The sequence below is a fragment of the Methanotorris igneus Kol 5 genome, assembly GCF_000214415.1.
Lineage (GTDB): Archaea > AGJL01 > Methanococci > Methanococcales > Methanococcaceae > Methanotorris > Methanotorris igneus.
Window position 1 is genome coordinate 1730763 of record NC_015562.1, and the last position, 19012, is coordinate 1749774.

Annotated in this window: 21 protein-coding genes; 8 read left to right on the top strand and 13 right to left on the bottom strand. The window is 31.0% G+C overall.

Features of this window, described 5'->3' with window-relative positions; all coding sequences use genetic code 11:
- Positions 1-357: 357 nt before the first annotated feature.
- Positions 358-1395, top strand: coding sequence for a UPF0104 family protein (locus METIG_RS08490; protein WP_013799809.1), 1038 nt, complete (start codon positions 358-360; stop codon positions 1393-1395).
- Positions 1396-1409: 14 nt separating this feature from the next.
- On the opposite strand, the gene METIG_RS08495 is transcribed toward METIG_RS08490, so the two are convergent.
- Positions 1410-2075 carry a phosphoribosylanthranilate isomerase gene (locus METIG_RS08495; RefSeq protein ID WP_013799810.1) on the bottom strand — a complete coding sequence of 222 codons (666 nt, stop codon included), beginning with the start codon at positions 2073-2075 and terminating at the stop codon, positions 1410-1412.
- 131 nt (positions 2076-2206) lie between these two features.
- Entirely contained in the window at positions 2207-2713 is a 507-nt protein-coding gene (gene comD / locus METIG_RS08500; protein WP_048055604.1) for a sulfopyruvate decarboxylase subunit alpha, read from the bottom strand.
- Positions 2714-3070: 357 nt separating this feature from the next.
- On the opposite strand from comD, the gene METIG_RS08505 reads away from it, so the two are divergent.
- Both METIG_RS08505 and speB read left to right on the top strand, forming a co-directional pair.
- Positions 3071-4312, top strand: a complete 1242-nt coding sequence (locus tag METIG_RS08505) for a tRNA (N(6)-L-threonylcarbamoyladenosine(37)-C(2))-methylthiotransferase (RefSeq protein WP_013799812.1) — start codon at positions 3071-3073, stop codon at positions 4310-4312.
- A gap of 124 nt (positions 4313-4436) precedes the next feature.
- Entirely contained in the window at positions 4437-5282 is an 846-nt protein-coding gene (speB, locus tag METIG_RS08510; RefSeq protein ID WP_013799813.1) for an agmatinase, read from the top strand.
- 223 nt (positions 5283-5505) lie between these two features.
- On the opposite strand, the gene METIG_RS08515 is transcribed toward speB, so the two are convergent.
- From METIG_RS08515 to METIG_RS08530, 4 genes are all read right to left on the bottom strand, one after another.
- Positions 5506-5922, bottom strand: coding sequence for a hypothetical protein (locus tag METIG_RS08515; protein ID WP_013799814.1), 417 nt, complete (start codon positions 5920-5922; stop codon positions 5506-5508).
- A 13-nt stretch (positions 5923-5935) separates the two neighbouring features.
- Complete coding sequence (locus tag METIG_RS08520) at positions 5936-6847, bottom strand: methanogenesis marker 7 protein (protein WP_013799815.1); 912 nt, start codon at positions 6845-6847, stop codon at positions 5936-5938.
- Between the two features lie 127 nt (positions 6848-6974).
- Positions 6975-7373 carry a DUF2209 domain-containing protein gene (locus tag METIG_RS08525; RefSeq protein WP_013799816.1) on the bottom strand — a complete coding sequence of 133 codons (399 nt, stop codon included), beginning with the start codon at positions 7371-7373 and terminating at the stop codon, positions 6975-6977.
- A gap of 33 nt (positions 7374-7406) precedes the next feature.
- On the bottom strand, positions 7407-8372 hold the full coding sequence (locus METIG_RS08530) for a CBS domain-containing protein (RefSeq protein ID WP_013799817.1): 966 nt from the start codon (positions 8370-8372) through the stop codon (positions 7407-7409).
- 312 nt (positions 8373-8684) lie between these two features.
- On the opposite strand from METIG_RS08530, the gene METIG_RS08535 reads away from it, so the two are divergent.
- The 3 genes from METIG_RS08535 to METIG_RS08545 all read left to right on the top strand — a co-directional run bounded on the left by METIG_RS08535 (position 8685) and on the right by METIG_RS08545 (position 10425).
- Complete coding sequence (locus METIG_RS08535) at positions 8685-9191, top strand: nicotinamide-nucleotide adenylyltransferase (protein WP_013799818.1); 507 nt, start codon at positions 8685-8687, stop codon at positions 9189-9191.
- A gap of 28 nt (positions 9192-9219) precedes the next feature.
- On the top strand, positions 9220-9519 hold the full coding sequence (locus METIG_RS08540; protein ID WP_013799819.1) for a DUF2097 domain-containing protein: 300 nt from the start codon (positions 9220-9222) through the stop codon (positions 9517-9519).
- Positions 9520-9792: 273 nt separating this feature from the next.
- Positions 9793-10425 carry a cobalt-precorrin-8 methylmutase gene (locus METIG_RS08545; RefSeq protein WP_048055718.1) on the top strand — a complete coding sequence of 211 codons (633 nt, stop codon included), beginning with the start codon at positions 9793-9795 and terminating at the stop codon, positions 10423-10425.
- A 431-nt stretch (positions 10426-10856) separates the two neighbouring features.
- Here METIG_RS08545 and METIG_RS08550 read toward each other — a convergent pair whose 3' ends face one another.
- From METIG_RS08550 to METIG_RS09480, 3 genes are read right to left on the bottom strand one after another with little or no spacing between them, the layout of a single operon-like run.
- Complete coding sequence (locus tag METIG_RS08550; protein ID WP_013799821.1) at positions 10857-11066, bottom strand: hypothetical protein; 210 nt, start codon at positions 11064-11066, stop codon at positions 10857-10859.
- A 25-nt stretch (positions 11067-11091) separates the two neighbouring features.
- On the bottom strand, positions 11092-11682 hold the full coding sequence (locus tag METIG_RS08555; protein WP_013799822.1) for a hypothetical protein: 591 nt from the start codon (positions 11680-11682) through the stop codon (positions 11092-11094).
- The gene (locus tag METIG_RS09480) at positions 11658-11834 is read right to left on the bottom strand and encodes a hypothetical protein (RefSeq protein WP_013799823.1); all 177 of its coding nucleotides are present in this window, start codon (positions 11832-11834) and stop codon (positions 11658-11660) included. The genes METIG_RS08555 and METIG_RS09480 overlap by 25 nt, the downstream gene beginning before the upstream one ends.
- Before the next feature lie 554 nt (positions 11835-12388).
- Between METIG_RS09480 and thiI the strand changes: the two genes are divergently transcribed.
- Complete coding sequence (gene thiI, locus METIG_RS08560) at positions 12389-13516, top strand: tRNA uracil 4-sulfurtransferase ThiI (RefSeq protein ID WP_013799824.1); 1128 nt, start codon at positions 12389-12391, stop codon at positions 13514-13516.
- Positions 13517-13692: 176 nt separating this feature from the next.
- Here thiI and cbiQ read toward each other — a convergent pair whose 3' ends face one another.
- The 4 genes from cbiQ to METIG_RS08580 form a co-directional block, all read right to left on the bottom strand.
- On the bottom strand, positions 13693-14460 hold the full coding sequence (gene cbiQ / locus METIG_RS08565; RefSeq protein ID WP_013799825.1) for a cobalt ECF transporter T component CbiQ: 768 nt from the start codon (positions 14458-14460) through the stop codon (positions 13693-13695).
- Between the two features lie 95 nt (positions 14461-14555).
- Positions 14556-14870, bottom strand: coding sequence for a PDGLE domain-containing protein (locus METIG_RS08570; protein WP_013799826.1), 315 nt, complete (start codon positions 14868-14870; stop codon positions 14556-14558).
- Positions 14871-14902: 32 nt separating this feature from the next.
- Positions 14903-15535: a cobalt transporter CbiM gene (gene cbiM / locus METIG_RS08575; protein WP_013799827.1), complete on the bottom strand. Its 633-nt coding sequence runs from the start codon at positions 15533-15535 to the stop codon at positions 14903-14905.
- 136 nt (positions 15536-15671) lie between these two features.
- Positions 15672-16607, bottom strand: a complete 936-nt coding sequence (locus tag METIG_RS08580) for a transposase (RefSeq protein WP_013798476.1) — start codon at positions 16605-16607, stop codon at positions 15672-15674.
- 288 nt (positions 16608-16895) lie between these two features.
- Between METIG_RS08580 and METIG_RS08585 the strand changes: the two genes are divergently transcribed.
- Positions 16896-18995 carry a DEAD/DEAH box helicase gene (locus tag METIG_RS08585; protein ID WP_013799828.1) on the top strand — a complete coding sequence of 700 codons (2100 nt, stop codon included), beginning with the start codon at positions 16896-16898 and terminating at the stop codon, positions 18993-18995.
- Positions 18996-19012 lie beyond the last annotated feature (17 nt).

Sequence of the window (19012 nt, forward strand, 5' to 3'; positions counted from 1 at the left end):
GTTAGAGATATTTGGCAAAATCTAAATGATTTTGCCGTATAATTTGGGATATGGCATTAGTAAATTTTTAAGATTAATGTGTTATTTCAATTTTTTGGCAAAACCTAAAAAGGTTTTGCCGTATATTTTAATGAAGGATAACAATTATTTAAAAATTCATTAACGCATAAATAAGTCTAAAAATTAATAGCAAAACCCAAAGGGCTTTGCCGTATGGATTAATGGCAAAACCGAAGGTTTTGCCGTATATATTTCGCACACGACTATATCTAAAATTTTGAAACTCTTATTTTTATTTCTTCTTTAATTTTTAATTAAATTTAAAATTTTTAAGATAAAAGTTATATTGGGGTTAACATGGCAAATAAATCTAAAACAAAAATTTTGAGGAACCTTCTATTTTTTATATTAGGAATTTTAATAATATTTGCCATAATTTTTTACATAGGGATTTATGAAATCATAGAAGTATTGATGAAAACGAATCCTGTATGTTTTACATTAGCGTTCTTTATATACCTATTCACGTTGGTTGCTCTTGTTATAAGATGGAAGTATCTAATAAGGATAATTGGATTTAATGCAAAGTTTAAAAACCTCTTCCTCCTAATTCTCATGGGACAATTTATAAATAACATAACCCCATCAATGAAAGGGGGTAGTGAGCCATTTAGGGCATATTATTTATCAAAGTTGGAAAACATCCCATATCACATAACGTTCTCCACAGTAGTCGTTGAGAGACTTTTAGATAGTGCCGTTTTTTTGCTGTTAACTTCAATAGTCATTTTATATTTCTTAATTAATGGCATAATGTATGCTAAAATATTCATCTTGGTATGGTTTCTTATTCTATGTTTGACAATCTTAAGCATCTATATCCTAATGCATAAAAGATTGGCATTTAGAATTGTTTTAAAAATTACAAAGTTGATTAGCAAATTTTCATCAAAGACATTTGATGAGGAGAAGATAAATAAATCCATAGAAGAATTCCAAAATAGTTTGTTGTTCTTTAAGGGTAGGAAAAAAGAACTTATTGTGTGTGGGATATTATCGCTATTGTGGTGGATACTCGATATTTTTAGAGTTTATATAATATTTGTGTCCATTTCATATTTTGCTCCATTTTTTGTTATAGCAGCAACATACTTGATTTCTCTTCTTGTGGGGATATTGCCAACACTCCCGGGGGGATTGGGGACATCAGATACAGTTATGATTGCAACATATTCAGTTTTAAATGTCCCATCCTCAATTGCTGCGGTTGGGACTTTGTTGGATAGGTTTATATCATATTGGTTAGCAACGTTAATGGGTGCTATAGCATTAAAAGTTATTAGGATAAGAATAAACATGCAAAACGAACATGAAAACTTTAAACAAAAAAATTAAAAGAATTTTTATTATTATAATGCTTTCACAACATCTAAAAACTCATCAACTTTTTTAAAATCTTTTTTACCTTTCTCACTTTCAAGAGAGGAAGAAACATCAATGGCAAACGGCTTAACAATTTCAATGGCTTTTTTGACATTGTCTTTATTTAAACCGCCTGCTAAGATTAATGGTTTTTCTATACTTTCTCTTATAGTTTTAGAGATTTCCCAATCGTGGGTCTTTCCTTCAATTTTTATCCTTTCTATTTTTGTATCAACCAATAAAGCATCACAATACTTTTCATATTCCTTTGCAGTTTTTATTAAGTTATCTAAGTTAGGGTTTTCTTTTGGGACGTGTAGAACTTTTATTATTTTTGAATTTATTTCTCCATTTTCTCTCAAATTTTTTAATTTCTTCAAAAATTTAACACTCTCATGACCATGTAGTTGTATAGCATTTGGTTTTAGGGCATTCTCAACCCTCAAAACTTCTTCAATACTCTCTGGCATCATAACAGCAACAATTGACGTGAATGGGCATACATACTTCTTTAATTCTACCGCTTTGCTCAATGATATTTTTCTTGGCGTTTCTACAGGCACATCGATAATCATTCCAACAGCATGCACTTTTTGGGAAATGTAAGCCATGTCCTCCTTATTTGTTATCCCACAAATTTTTACCTTAACCATTTACAACACCAGCAATATCTAACTTTTTAATAAAGTTTTCATCAACTAAGGCAGGAAATAGTATAAATTTTTGGTGATACCAATACATTTATATAGTCAATTATTTATATAATTGGATAGTTACAAAAACTTTATATGCTATCATATTCCCAATACAAAGCATCCAACAAAACCGCCACAGGATACCCCATTTTAATGGAAAATTCTGATGCATATGGTATAATTTTATATGCCTCTTCTGGAGTCTTTGGACAGTAGTAAGGAATTCCAACAACGTCTAAAAGTTTCTTTGTCCACTGCCCCATGGGAATTTGTGCAGGAATTTTCTCTTTTAAATCTCCTCTATGGCTGATTATTAAAAGTAGAGGGATACCATAAACTTTACACAAAGAACCAATAGCGTTGATAGAATTCCCTAACCCAGAGTTTTGCATTAACAATGCTGTTTTTCTTCCAGCCAAATGTGCCCCTGCACAAACACCAAAACCTTCTTCTTCTCTTGTGACTGGAACATGGAGAATTTCTTTATCGTTATAAATATAATTTAGCAAATTTTTTAAATTTGCACATGGGACACTTGCTATAAAATCAATTCCTGATTTTTTAATTGCTTTATAAACACTCTCACTCGCTTTCATATTCTCACCGAAACTTTTAAAATTGAGCGAAATCCTTACGGATTTTGCAGCTCTTCGCTCCTTCGGAGCTCCGATTAAACAAATTCCTTCGGGATTTTGCAATTCGGGCCTTATGGTTGGTTTCATCCAAATGATATATACCTTGCTTCACTTGGTATTTCTCTCGGAGATTAAAAAAATACGGCAAAACCTTTAGGTTTTGCCATTAATTTTTAAACTCATTTATATAATCAATAATTTCAAATAATCATTTATTTAAAGTCAAATTTTTATTGTGATAAATAAAACTTCTTAGAAATTTAATGATGGTTAATGTTCTAAATATTTTTGTCATTATAAATAAACTTGGTGGTGGATATGAAAGTTTATGTTGAAGGATACGGATGCACATTAAACACGGCAGACACAAACATCATAGAGAATTCATTGAGGGATTATGGTTTTGAGATAACAAGTAATATTGAGGATGCGGATTTAGTAATTATAAACACTTGCGTTGTTAGGTTGGAAACTGAGAACAGAATGTTTGCACGAATAAATTACTTCAAATCATTAAATAAAAAGGTTGTTGTGGCTGGCTGTTTAGCAAAGGCACTTAAAAAGAAGGTTGAAAATTTGGCAGATCTTTTAATTATGCCAAGAGAAGCACATTTATCCGGAAAGATTCTTTATAAACACTTTATTGAAAAAAGCTCCATTGAAAAAGATATAAACTTAGAGGAGAAACTTAAATATTTATCCCCTTCATTGATAACTCCACTTCCAATAAGTGAGGGATGCATAGGAAACTGCTCATACTGTATTGTAAAAATAGCAAGAGGAAGATTGGTTTCATACAGTAGAGAGAAACTCGTAGAGAAGGCAAAAGAACTAATAAACTCTGGAACAAAATGTTTATTGATAACTGCGCAAGATACTGCATGCTATGGATTTGATAGGAACGATAACCTCCCAAACTTAATAAATGACTTATGTAGTATTGAAGGAGAATTCATAATGAGAATAGGTATGATGCACGCTAAGAATGTAGAGAATATTTTAGATGATTTAATTGAAGCATATAAGGATGAGAAGGTTGCTAAACTCTTACATTTACCATTGCAGAGTGGGGATGATGATGTTTTAAAGGCAATGAAGAGGGAATATACAGTTGATGAGTTCATCTCAATTGTAAATGAATTTAGAAAAAAGATAAAGGACTTAACTTTTGTAACGGACATTATTGTTGGTTTTCCAACAGAAACAGAAGAAGCCTTTGAGAACACACTCGAAGTTTTAAGAAAGTTAAAACCAGATTACATTCATGGGGCCAAATATACATCGAGAAAATACACAGAAGCGGCAAGGATGAAACAAATTGATACAAAAATAAGAAAAAGAAGGTCTGAGATTCTTGATAAGTTGAGAAGAGAGTTAAGTTATATGAATAATAAAAAATACATTGGAAAGAAGATGAGAGTTTTAGTAACTGAGGAAGGTAAAGGAATTACGCACAATTTCAAAGTTGTTAGATTTAATAAGAATGCAGAAATTGGAACATTTAAAGAGATAAAGATAACCGACGCTAAGACATTTGGCTTATTTGGAGAATTGTGCTAAATTTTCTAAAAACATTTTTATATTAACCATTCTTTTACTTATGGTTATGTGCAAATTTTAATCCTAATAGGCGGATTTGCAAATATTTTTGATATAATATTTTACCATATTAGTGAGGGATAGAATGGAATATTTTGAGGATTATACAAAGTTTATATGTGCAAGTGATGACTTTGAAAATGCAGATGCAGTTATTTTTGGAATCCCGTACGATGGAACTACAAGTTTTAAAGCAGGGACAAGATTCGGTCCTAAGGCAATAAGAGAGGCGTCATGGGGATTGGAAACATACAGCCCAATTTTAAGGAAGGATTTGGTTGATTGCAATTTTTGCGATATGCAGGACATTTTTATTTATGGAAGTCAGGAAGAAACATTTGAGAGGATATATCAAGCCTCAAAAGACATAATGAAGAGCGAAAAAATTCCAATAATGCTTGGAGGAGAACACTCAGTAACCTACCCTGTTGTTAAGGCAGCGAAGGATATCTATGGAGATTTGGTGGTCTTGCACTTTGATGCCCATTGTGATTTGAGGGATGAGTATTTGGGGAACAAGTTGTCCCATGCATGTGTTATTAGGAGATGCTATGAATTAACAAAAGACATCTACCAATTTGGGATTAGGAGTGGGGATAGAGAGGAGTGGGAATTTGCAAAAAATACAAAATTATCCATGGAGTTAATGAGTAAGGAAGATGTAAAAGAAATTAAGGATTTAGATAAACCAATATATTTAACTGTTGATATTGACGTTTTAGACCCTGCATTTGCCCCTGGAACAGGAACACCAGAACCTTGTGGATTTTCAACAAGAGAGTTATTGAATTCCCTATATAATTTAAAAGAAGTTAACGATAGGATTATTGGTTTTGATGTTGTTGAGGTATCTCCGCATTATGATATTGGAGGGATTACTGCTATTGCAGCGGCAAAGATTGTTAGGGAATTAATTTTGATGATATTGTAAACCATAGTTCCCATCAAATATATAAATATATAACTACATCAATATACTTTGAATATATTTCCAATAGCTTATTAAAAAAGAATACTGTTAGAAAGATGGGAGAAATTAATTAACATATATAAATATTTAAATATATGATGAGAATTAAGGCACACTAATGAATTTCAAATAAATGATTAATAAAAGGTATTAAAATGATACAAGATAAAATTAAGAAAAAGAGCTAAATGTAAACCTTAACCTCTTTATCAAGAACCTTTATAACTTCACATTCTCCTTCTGGCTCTTCTTCAACAATTTCAATCTTATCTTTGTTTGCTATATCATTTGCAATAATCTCTAAAATATATCTATATTCATCATCATTGGTATATAGTTTCACTTTTGTTTTGAATTTTCTTGCCAATCTTGCTATTTCCCTCAATGCTAATTTTGTTTCTGTAACCAACTCCAAGTATTCCTTTGCTATTTTTAAATCCTCCAATGTTCCACATAAAACAGGATACTTTACATCATGAATTTCATCTTTTCTAAGGTCAAACTTAACATTACACATTTCCAACAATCTGGCAATAATGGATTGTGGTAACCCAGGGGGTATTGGCATCTCTATTATTTGGTTGTCGTTGCTATTTTCCATAATCTCCCTCCAACTATTTGCCTAACTCAAATTCAACTTCCGATTTTGGTTTTATCTTTACAAGAATGTAGTTTTTCATCATAGACCTTGTTATATATGCAATATCTTTTAAAACATAATTTCCTACTTTAACATTTGCAATTTTATCTTTGTATTTGTCATAATCCATTTTAATCCTTAAACCATCAAGTTGTGTAACAATGGGCATTGGGGAGAGTATGTTAAATACTTCCTCCACTCTTTTCTCAATCTCGTCCTTAACGACAACTGGTGGCACAATTGGGGGATCGTAAGAGAGTTCTTTTCTCCTCTCATTTATCAACTCTGTAACAACGTCTATCATTTTTCTCAATGCCCTAATTTCCTCCCCATGTCTCAACCTATGTGCTCTCCTACCTAAGTTTCCAACATATGGATAAGGGATATCTAACTCCTCCGGCCCTCCAGTTACAACTACTGGAATATCCACATCAAATAAGTGTGTTTTGTCTTTTATACAATTTGCAAAATTACCCATTACATATATTGCAATATCATGCTCTTCGATGAGTTTCTTCTCCCTCTCGCTAATTCTACTTATACTTTTCCCTGCCCCATGTGCAAGACCTATCATATTTGGCTTTGCTCCAAATCTCCTAACATATTCAGATATATCACATGCAGTGTGTGGCAAGTGATGCCTTGACAAACTTGGGGCAACAACTGCTATCTCAATCCCTGCCAATGGTGTCTCAACTACTTTCCCTTTATATTTCTTTGCTTCTTCTTTAAATGCCTCAATCTCACTTTGGGGCAAAGCAACGGTCATATAAACATCTAACTGCATGACATGCTCTTGAATAACAAAGCCACCGATATCTTCAATCCATTCCTTTAAAATATTATTCTTGTATACTCCTCCTTCATATCTAACAATTTCATACATTTTTTCACCAAAATAACTTGATAAAGATGGGGATTTTCACAAACAATTCATGAACAATAAGTTGAAAATTACTATAAAATAATTATTAATGAATTTTACAATAAATTATTCAGATTGTTCCACAATTTCATTCTGATTCTCCATTGTTCAAATCTAATTCCTTCAACAATAATTTTCTACATGAGTATGATACATGGTGAGCAATATTTATTAGCTCTAACTCCCCCAATGTTTTTGGATGAATTACCTCTTTCCCCAACAAACTGGAAACATGTTCTTTTGGGATTCTAAAAAATTCCCCCTTTTCACAAACAATATAGTCATAATTTCCTTTTATTTTACTCATTAATTCTTTAACCTCTTTTATTATATCCTTTGGTGTCTGTGTTGTACTCTCTGAGTAATGCACCTCAATCTTTTCGACATGTATTACTCTATCTGCTGATATCTCAGCCAAAATCCCTGCGTAGAGCCTTAAGAATTTCCCATATACTTCATGTCTTCCAGATATATCTATCCCAAGCACCTTTATCTTATCACCTCATCATGTTGTTATTTCTTAGAAGTCTATTCTAATGGTTACAGTTCCAAAGGTCTTTTTGCTTTCTCTAAATGATGTTATATCAGTTATTATCCTCATAATGCAAGACCTCTCATTAATTAATGTTATGTGGTCGGTTATTATAATCTCTTCAAATGAATATTTTTCAATGAGGTCTATGATTTCTTTAACAATTTTTTCGTCAAGTATGTTTAATGTTTTTGTTGTTATTGAGATATGATCTACTCTATTCTTGCTCTTCATTATTTTTGCAAGTGGTTCCCAATCTCTTGTTTGTATTTCAATATACCCTTCTTTTTCTGATACAGCATATCCCCTCGCACCAAGCAATACAACCATATCATCAGCAAGTTTATTTACCTTTGACATATCACTATCGTAAAAATAGAAGTTTGTTATGTGTTTGCATTCTGTTATTTTTGGCATTTCATTTAGTAGAATCACTGATGCCCTCAACAAGTCACTTTTAGTTACAATTCCCAGTAAATTGTTATCCTCATCAACAACCAATACCCTCCCAATATCATTCTTCCACATGATTTTTTGGACATCTGCTGCACTTGTTTTTGGAGATACGGTTATTAACTTGTCCTCAGGAGTCATTACATCTTTAACTTTAAATTTTTTAAATAATTCCCTTCCAATCTTTTTTAAATCATTGAAGGTGACAATACCAAGAATGTTGTCATCTTTATCAACAACAGGATAACCCAAATGCTTATGTTCTCTAATATGTTTTTCAAATTTTTCCAAGTCCATATCTTCTGGAACGGTCAAAACATTTTTTGTCATTATGTCCTCTACTGTTATCTCATTTAGGACACTCGATGCATATGTTTTTATTATATCTTCTTCAAACTCTATTAGAAACTTGGTTATTTTTTCAAAGATTTCACTCAAATGGTTCAGTTCCAATCCAATGTTATATATCCTTTCAATTGTTGATAGTTTTTTAAAAAACATGAACTATCACCACAAGGAATTTATAAATAAAGGGTGTTAAATAAAAATTCCCATTCTCATTATTTATAAATTAATAACTTATAACTTAACAGTTTTATAATTATTTAATTATTTAAAAATTGTGATACGGATTTTAGGATTACATAATCATAAACACAAAAATTATAGGCATTACTAAATTTTATAATGAAACTTCTTAAAAAGATTTATCAAAGAGAGAGTGTACCGATCAAAGTGGAGCATACTATCTTAGATATTCTTTATTGTAAAATTACGTATCAACTATAAATCATTAGGTTTAGTGGTGAGGTTATGAGAGGTTTTATTATTGGGAGGTTCCAACCATTCCACAATGGACATTTAAATGTTATAAAGAAGATATCTAAGGAAGTGGATGAGCTGATAATAGGTATCGGAAGTGCTCAAAAAAGCCACACCCTTGATAACCCATTTACTGCAGGAGAGAGAATAATGATGATAACAAAAACATTGAAAAATTTTGATTTTCAATATTATGTAATCCCAATAAATGATATTGAGTTCAATGCAATCTGGGTCTCTTATGTTGAGGCGTTAACACCTCCTTTTGACGTGGTTTACTCAGGAAATTCACTTGTTAGGGAGTTATTTGAGGAGAGAGGATATATGGTTAAAAAACCAGAGATGTTTAACAGAAAAGAATACTCTGGAACTGAGATTAGGAGAAGGATGTTAAATGGAGAAGAATGGGAACCTTTAGTTCCAAAGGAGGTTGCTGAAGTTATAAAAGAAATAAGAGGAGTCGAGAGGCTAATTAGGTTGAGTGAAAAGGACTATTAAAATCTTAAAAAATTTTGGAGGGTTTAAAATGAAAGGGCATTTTGCACCAAAAATGTGTATTGAAAAGGAAGTTGATCCCGAAGAAATTCTAGAGTATATGCACAAGAATATTGAAGAAGGGGATTACATTGAAGTGTATTTTGGTAGGGTCCATGTTGAAGGGACTGTAGTGGTTGCAAGTGATGGATTCTTTAGAGTTGATACAGACAACGACCTCTTGGGGACTTTGGAGTTTGATGTTTCATCAATTATTGATGATTTAATAGAATTAGTGCATATAAAAGAGGATAACGCAGAGGAGAAAATTATTTTAAGAGTAAAAGGGTAAATATAGCCATAATTTATTTATATGCCTATGAATTTCAAATAGTGGTTATCTTCCCTTAAAATTTGAAATAATGCTAAATAATCTTAAAAAAATTTATTGTAGCCATATTTCAAATTCTAACGCATGGCTATAATATATCTAAGAGGCACTGCCGAGCGTAGCGAGGCAGTGCATCCGATTTTGATGAAATCGAAGCGAAGCTTCGAGCTGCAAAACCCTTCTAACGCACACGACTATGGGTTGGAGGTCGTTATGTTGAAATTTCATGAGTTTATGGGAGCAATAACAAAAGAGGGAATAAGCATTGCCGAAAAATCCAGAGAAATCGTAAAGAATAAAATAAGGAATGTTTTAGGGGATAAAATAAATAGTTACTCAAAAGAAGAATTAAGCATTATTGAGAGGGTAGTCCACGCAACTGCTGATGAGGAATACGCAAAGTTGATATATTTTAAAGATAATGCAGTAGAGGAAGGAGTCAAAGCAATAAAAGAAAACAAGCCCATAGTAGTAGATATAAACATGATAAAAGCGGGAATAAGATACAATAATACATATTGTTTTATAAATGATAGAAAAACTTATGAACTTGCACAGAAAGAACAAATCACAAGGGCAGTGGCCTCAATAAGGATTGCAAAAGATTTGATAGATGACGGGATTGTTGTTATTGGAAATGCCCCAACTGCATTGTTGGAAGTTATAAGGATGATCAATGAAGAGAATATAAAGCCAAGAGTTGTTATTGGAGTTCCCGTAGGTTTTGTTCAGGCGAGTGAATCGAAAGAACTGCTGAGGAAAACTGATGTTCCTTCAATAACAACCATAGGACCAAAGGGAGGAACACCAGTGGCAGTTTCAATAATCAATGGAATTATAGCAATGAGTAGGGATGAGAGAGTTTAGGAATCAAATTTATTAAAAAATTTAAGAAAGCATCTATTCTGTTTGGATGCAACTAATGTAATTTTACTACAAACCATCAAAATTTTTTAATTTAGGAGTTTTGTAAATATATTTAAATATTTGGATTAATTATGAAAAAGACCTTAAATATAAAAGGACTATGAAATTTTCCACAACTCTATGGTTTAATTTTTTATGGGCTCCTATGAAACCCCTATTATCAAAGAGGCAATTTTAATCCTAAAATTCTTTGAAACCCATAAATAGATATTCATTATATAGAATATCACCTTTCCGTTTTTGGAAAGGTAGGGGTGAAATATATTCATTCTGAAAATACATAACGTTTCTTTTTTAGCATAAACAAATTTTTTGTTATTCAAAATAACAGTATGAGATTACAATAGATATACTTAATGTAGTGATTATAATTAAATATTCAAATATACTTGCGAAAGTTCTATAATTAATTCAGTTAAACCTTCAAAAAAGAAATATCCAACAGCACAGTAAATAGATAGTTTTTTATTTTCTTTTAGGGCTTTGTTTATCTTTTCTTTGAATAACTCTAATACTGTTTTCTCATAAGGTAGAATATTGGGCTTATTATTGTAGATTGGGATTGTTTGAATGAACCCCATTTTAACCCCTATTTTTGTTAATTGATTAAATTATCTTATACATCTGGACATACTCTATTATAATTTCATTATTTGTTTCTTTATCAATTTTTTTGTCTTTTCTTTTTTGTAAAATTTTAAAGCCATTGTTTTCATAAAATTTAATTAACTTTTCATTATTTAGAGTTTCTACCAAGATTATCCTTCCCCCAACAAGCTCATTTGCATTACATAGTGTATCTATTGCTTCTTGTAGTATTATATCCCCCTTAATTTCATCCCAAAATTTATCGTTTTTTCCCAGTTGTCCAATAAGATAGATAGAAAATTCTTTCTTTTCTTTAGAGATGCCATCTAACTTTTTTAACGTCTTTTTTGATATTTCTTCATCAACAATTTTTAAAATAGATAGTGCTAAGGTAAAGTATGCTAAAATATCCTTAGTATCTTTTTTGAAAATTAGATAGGTTCTACTTTTATTTAATTTTTCAAACAATATTGCAGTATTTTTTAAAAATAATTCAACATCAGGATTTTTAGAACAACTAAAATTATTTAGTAAATTTTTTACTTTTTCTTCATCATATTTTTCTAATAATCTTTTTAGTGGAACTATAATTCCATCTTCTCTAACCATCTTTCGCCCTCTTCCAGTTTTTTCCTAAATCTTTCTGCTCTCTTTTTAATTTCTCTCCAATCAGTGTGTTTTGATTTTAAATCATTTAATAGTTTTTCAGCCACTTCTTTATCCTTAATAATGCAAATACCTTCTTCTAACAATGTAGCCATTTTTATCACCAAAACTTTTTAATAAATTTTATATCAATTTAGATATAAATTTTTTAACTTTTTATTTTCCCTTAATCATAGTCCCCATCAAACATATAAATATATAACTAAATCAATATACTTTAAATATTAAAGACACCACAACGTTATAATGCCAAGATTTTTGGGTATGACATGAATACAAAAGTATTACTAATTAATATTATTTATAGTAGTTTTATTATTAAAAAAGCAATACTGTTAAAAAGATGGAAAAAATTAATTAACATCTATAAATATTTAAATACATGATGGGAATTAAGGCATTAAATGGCAATAATCCTTCCTTAAAATTTGAAATAAGGCATAAATCTTTATGACTTTATATACGGCAAAACTTTCAGTTTTGCCAAAAGATATTCGGCAAAATCCCTTGGATTTTGCCAAAAAACCCTTCTAACGCATACGACTATAATTTTACTACAAACCATCAAAATTTTTTAATTTTTTAATTAATTTTTTAATTAAAAGTTGCATAGGATAAATAAAAATGAAAGAGTTTAACAGGTGGTATTTTGGAAAAGATTATTGTTAGATACGGTGAAATTGGGACAAAGTCAAAACAAACAAGGAAGAGATTTGAGGAACTCCTTGCAAAGAGTATAAGAAAACTCCTTCAAAAATATGATATACACCCAGATGTTAGTATATTGCACACAAGGTTATTAGTAGAGGTTAATAAGGAAGATTTTGAAAAAACTCTTGAATTACTAAGAAAAGTTCCTGGAATAAGTTCATTTAGCCCATGTGTCGAGTGTAAGTTGGATATTGACAACATTGTAAAAACTGCAAAGAGAGTTGTTAAGGATAAACTAAAATCCATTGATAAAGATGAGATAACTTTTGCAGTAAAAACACAGAGAGTTCAGAAATACTTCCCATTAACATCCCCTGAAATAAATAGTATTGTTGGAGAGAAAATCATAGAGGAGTTTGGATTAAAAGTTGATTTAAAAAATCCTGACATACTCGTTGAAATAGAAGTTTTAAAGGATAGAGCATTTATTTTCACAGAAAGAATTAGAGGTATTGGTGGATTACCAGTAGGAACTCAAGGGAATGTATTGGTTTTAATGTCTGATGGTATTGACAGCCCTGTTGCTGCATATCTAATGATAAGAAGAGGGTGCAACGCTACGTTGTTACATTTAAAGTTATCAGAAGAAGGGCTTAAAAAGACAAGAAAACTTGCAGGTATTTTAAGTGATTATGATTGTGATTTGAGGTTTGTAGTGAAAGACTTTAGAGATGAGTTGAAAAGTATAAAAGAGAATCTTAAAAAGCTCGACAAGGAAGAGTACACCTGTATATTCTGCAAGAGAACTATGTTAAAAATAGCGGAGAAATATGCAAAAGATTTGGGCTGTGATGCTATCGTTACAGGAGATAATTTGGGACAAGTGGCATCTCAAACCTTAAAGAATTTAAGGGCTATAAGTGAAGGAATTGAATTGCCCATATTGAGACCTTTGATTGGAATGGACAAAAATGAAATAATAGAGATTGCAAAAGAAATAGGAACTTTTGAGATTTCAACAAGTAAAGAGATTAAATGTTTTGCAGTTCCAAAATATCCTGTAACAAAAGCAAATATTGAAAAGATTAAGGAAATTGAAAAAGAATTAAAAATAAGAGGACATTGAGCGAAAATACCTTATTCTTTTTTTTTTTGATGAAACTTTTTAAAAGTTTCATTGAGAAAATTAGGGAGATTGAAAAAGAATTAAAAAATATTAGCAAATAATTCCAATTTCTTTTTAAAGTTTAAAACGTCCAAGAGTTAAAAATAATATTTTAAAAATTTTTGAAATTCTATTAATTAAAATAAAAAGACACCCAAAGCTAAAACTATGATAGTTATTAGTATCATTGCAAGATCCTCAACCCCAATTTTCTTTTTATGTAAAAATAAATCTGATTCATTTGAATAGCATCTTGATAACATTGCAAGGTATGTTTTTTCTCCCTGCTCATAAGCTCTTAAAAACAAATTTCCTACAGTATAACCGAATATATGGAGTATTTTTTTGTAGGATAAGTTTTTTCTATTAAATCCCCTTGATTTTTGTGCTTTTATTGTGTTTTCAAGGACATCATACATCACAAACAAATATCTCACCATCAACCCCAAGAGCATAGCCATAATCTTTGGAAGCCCCAACTTTCTCGCTGCATTTATAACCTCATACATAGGTGTTGTTGAAGATAGCAAAACAATACCTGTGACACTAACTAAGACCTTTAGAAATAATATTATTCCAAACGTTAATCCTTCTTGATATATTGGCATGCCAAATAAGCAATAGATTACAGTATCCCCCTTAATAAATGGTTGAAATAGTGCAATGGTTCCCCCAAACGGCAATATAAGAGCTATTCTTTTAAACATATAGAGTAAAGATAATCTTGACAATATTATTAGAAATATTAAATAACCCTCAACCAACAACATTGCAAATACGTTGTTGTAAACGGTTATATAAAAAATAATGAGGAGCGTCAAAACTAATTTAACTCTCGCATCCAATTTGTGGATTATACTATCTTTAAAATTTTCCCTTTCAAGTGATGATAATGAAATATGCATAAAACCACCAAATTGTAAATTGTTATTGAAATTATAGTTTTATTTTATTTAAAATAGACACTTTAGATTAAAAATAAATGAAGAATATAAAAAGCTTAGTTTTTCTTTGCAATAGCAACAGTTATCCCATAAGCAACAGCCAATATTATTATAATCCCGACAATCATTGCTATAACCTCTCCAACTTTACCCATACCTTCAATTGAGTAATCTGGCATTGGAGATGGGACAACGGTTCCCTCTTCCTCTAAACCAATTTGTTGAAGGTTGTGATGCAATGTCTTTTCATTTATAATCTTCTCAGCCGTACTCTCTAACCCATCTGGGTTTGGACATGCTAAGAACGGTGCCAAAACACCAATTATTAAAGATATTACCAATCCATACAACAAAATTTTTTTGTTGTCCATTTAATATCACCTTTATTTAATATGATGATTTTTTATTCATTGACAGTTGATTTTGCCCCAATTAAATCAGGTTTTACATTTGAGAGGTATGCTATGACTATTGCTGTTATTGCCCCTTCAATTATTCCAATACATGCGTGGTAGAGACCCATGTAGTAGAGACCTTTGTCCAATGGGAATGTTCCAGCGATTGCCATCTCTATTGCACATACTATTGCAGATAAGAACAAGCTTGCCCATCCTGCAACAAATGCAGCGATTGGAGTTCCAATGTTTTTCAATGCTTTAAATACGTAGTAACCTACAAAACTACCAATAATTCCCATGTTAAAGATGTTTGCACCCATAACCAACAATCCACCATCTGCGAAGAAAACACCTTGAACAATTAAAACCAATGTCAACATTAAAACTCCAGCCCATGGACTGTCAAATATTATTGCAGTTAAAGCCCCACCAACCATATGTCCACTTGTACCCCATGGAATTGGCATGTTCATTGCTTGAATAGCAAAGATACCTGCTGCTAAAGCAGCGAACAATGGAACTTTTTTCTCATCAAGCTCTTTTGATGCCCACTTTAAGGACATCGCAATAAATGCCAAAGATATCAACCAAAAAACACCGCATTCCCATAGTGGCATAAATCCATCTGGTATGTGCATAGTTTCACCTTTTTTTACTATTTCACACTTGTAAAAGATTTAGTAATACAGTATTACATAATGACGATATTTCATATATATAGTTTTCTATAAAATTGAGGTTGTCGAAAAATTATTTCATCAATGAATTTAAATATTACTCTCTAATACTAATAACTCTCATTAGTGTTAAAATATTATGAACGATTGCTACTGCTAAAGTAGCTCTACATCTACTTTCAGGTAGTTTTTCATTTAGAGTTAATCTAAATTTAGTTTTTAGCCCTCCAAATATCGCTTCTATTACCCCTCTAATTTTATACAGTTTCTTATCAAACAATTTTTTAACTTTCTTTCTGATTTTAGAAATACCGTAATCCCATTTAAACTCTTTTGTTTTAACTATTGGAATGAGGTCTATGGATAACAACTCTCTAAGTAAATCTTCATCATCGTAACCACCATCCAACAATATTATCGCACCTTTCACAAAATCTAAAGATTTTATCATTTTTAGTAAGTTTTTACTGTCTGAACTATATCCATTATCCCATTTTACCATAACAATCGAAATTAATCCATAATCTTTATAATAGCAAGCTAATACGTGCATTTTGTCAAAAACCCGATACTTTACCTTTTTTATTTCATTATTCACAACTCTGATTCTTTCACAATACACTCTTAATAAATGGACTCCAGTGGAATCAGCTATGTAAATTATAACCGATGATTTTAACGAATTAGCAATAATTAAGTGTAATCCAACGATTATTTTAGTTAAATCGCTTATTTTAATCCTCTGAAAAGCTTTTCCGTATGTGGAGCTATCTATATGCTTTTTATGTAAATAATCGGAAAGAGTTTCTAAATCTCTTAAACTAATTCTAAAAATGTGTTTTATTATTAGAGTAGCTATATATTCATTGTAACTTATAGCTAAAGGCCTTCCTACTTTGCGTTTTTCTTTATATGGAAGTAAAATATTTATAATAAATGAAACAAAATCATAAGTGTACTTAATATTGAATATCTTAAACCTCTTATCGTAGGCTTTCCAGTATCCTTTTCTTTTGGTTTTTCTGCCGCTCATAATTATTATTACTATTATTTATAGTATTCGTATTTTTCGACAACCTCTATAAAATTTCTTGTAATAATTTGGAATATTACTTGACTAAGAGTATTACTACAATAACACCAAATTTCTCAAAAAATGTAAAAAAGTATTTAAAATCCAAAAAATATCTTAAACCATATAAAATTAATTTGAGATTTAAAGTAAGAAGATTTTAATACATTAAGGCTATAAAATAAGCAAATATCTGCAAAATTCGGAAATTTTCTCATTAAATTTTATTAATGTTAATATGGTGAAAGGATGCAAAAATATAGCCATGTTTTTGAAGTATTAAAGGAAAATGGCATAAAAGAGCTCCGTCCTCCACAAAAGAAGGTTATTGAAAAAGGGTTATTAAATAAAGAAAAAAATTTTTTAATCTGCATTCCAACGGCGAGTGGAAAAACCCTAATCGGAGAAATGGCATTAATAAATCATCTTTTAGATGAAAACAAAACCCCCACAAACAAAAAAGGTTTATTTATAGTTCCTTTAAAGGCATTAGCAAGCGAAAAATATGAGGAATTTAAGAGGAAATATGAAAAATATGGCTTAAAAGTGGCGTTATCTATTGGGGATTATGATGAGAAGGAGGATTTATCATCCTACAATATCATCATAACCACTGCAGAAAAATTGGATTCTCTTATGAGACATGAGATTGACTGGCTTAACTATGTTTCTGTTGCTATTGTTGATGAAATCCACATGATAAATGATGAAAAGAGAGGAGGGACGTTAGAGGTTTTATTAACAAAATTAAAAAATTTAGATGTGCAGATAATTGGCTTATCAGCAACAATTGGAAATCCTGAGGAATTAGCGGAGTGGCTTAATGCTGAACTCATTATAGATAATTGGAGACCTGTGAAGTTAAGGAAAGGTATCTTTTTCCAAAATAAGATTATGTATTTAAATGGGGCATGCAAAGAACTGCCAAACTTCTCAAATAACCCAATGTTGAATTTAGTTTTAGATTGTGTTAAAGAGGGGGGTTGTTGTTTAGTATTCTGCAATTCTAAGAATGGGGCTGTTAGTGAAGCAAAAAAATTAAATTTAAAGAAATATTTGTCAAATAGTGAAAAATATGAACTGCAAAAATTAAAAGAGGAGATTTTATCAATCTTAGATCCACCAACAGAAACATGCAAAACATTGGCAGAATGTTTAGAGAAGGGTGTTGCCTTCCACCATGCTGGTCTAACTTATGAGCATAGAAAAATTGTTGAAGAAGGGTTCAGGAATAAATTAATAAAAGTTATTTGTTGCACACCTACGCTAAGTGCAGGTATAAATATCCCATGTAGGAGGGCAATAGTAAGGGATTTAATGAGGTTCTCCAATGGAAGGATGAAACCCATCCCAATTATGGAAATCCATCAATGCATTGGAAGGGCTGGAAGACCGGGTTTAGACCCTTATGGGGAGGGTATTATATTTGTTAAAAATGAAAGAGATTTGGAAAGAGCAGAGCAGTATTTGGAAGGAAAACCAGAGTATATATACTCAAAACTATCCAATCAAGCAGTTTTAAGAACTCAATTACTGGGAATGATTGCCACAAGGGAAATTGAAAATGAGTTTGATTTAATATCCTTTATAAAAAACACCTTCTACGCCCACCAGTATGGAAATTTAGGGGGAGTTCTAAGAAATATAAAAGAAGTTATTAATTTTTTAGAGGAGAACGATTTTATAGCTGATTATTTCCCAACAAAATTGGGGAAGAGAGTTTCTGAACTGTATATAGATCCACTAAGTGCAAAGATAATAATTGATGGGTTAAAAGAGATGGGAAATGTGGATAATGAGGAACTATATTATTTATATTTAATTTCAAAAACCCTTGAAATGATGCCATTGTTGAGGGTTAATAGTTTCGAGGAATTGGATTTAATCTTAGAGATGGAGGAGGCAGGAATTTATGATAGAACCTATGATGACTTAGCAGCATTTAAAAATGCAAAGATGCTTTATGATTGGATTAATGAAGTTCCAGAAGATGAGATATTGAAAAAATATAAAATTGAGCCGGGAATTTTGAGGTATAAGGTTGAACAGGCAAAGTGGATGATTTATTCAACAAAAGAAATTGCAAAATTATTGAATAGAAATATAGATACATTATCAAAATTAGAAATCAGATTGGAGTATGGAGCAAAAGAGGATATTATTGAACTGCTAAAAATCAAATATGTTGGTAGGGCTAGAGCAAGGAAGTTGTATGATGCAGGAATTAGGAGTGTTGAGGATATAATAAACAATCCAAAAAAAGTTGCATCATTGTTGGGAGAAAAGATAGCAAAGAAAATTTTAGGAGAGTTGGGAATGAAGTTTGGGCAACAGACGTTGCAAATTTGAAAGATTTAAAATTAAAT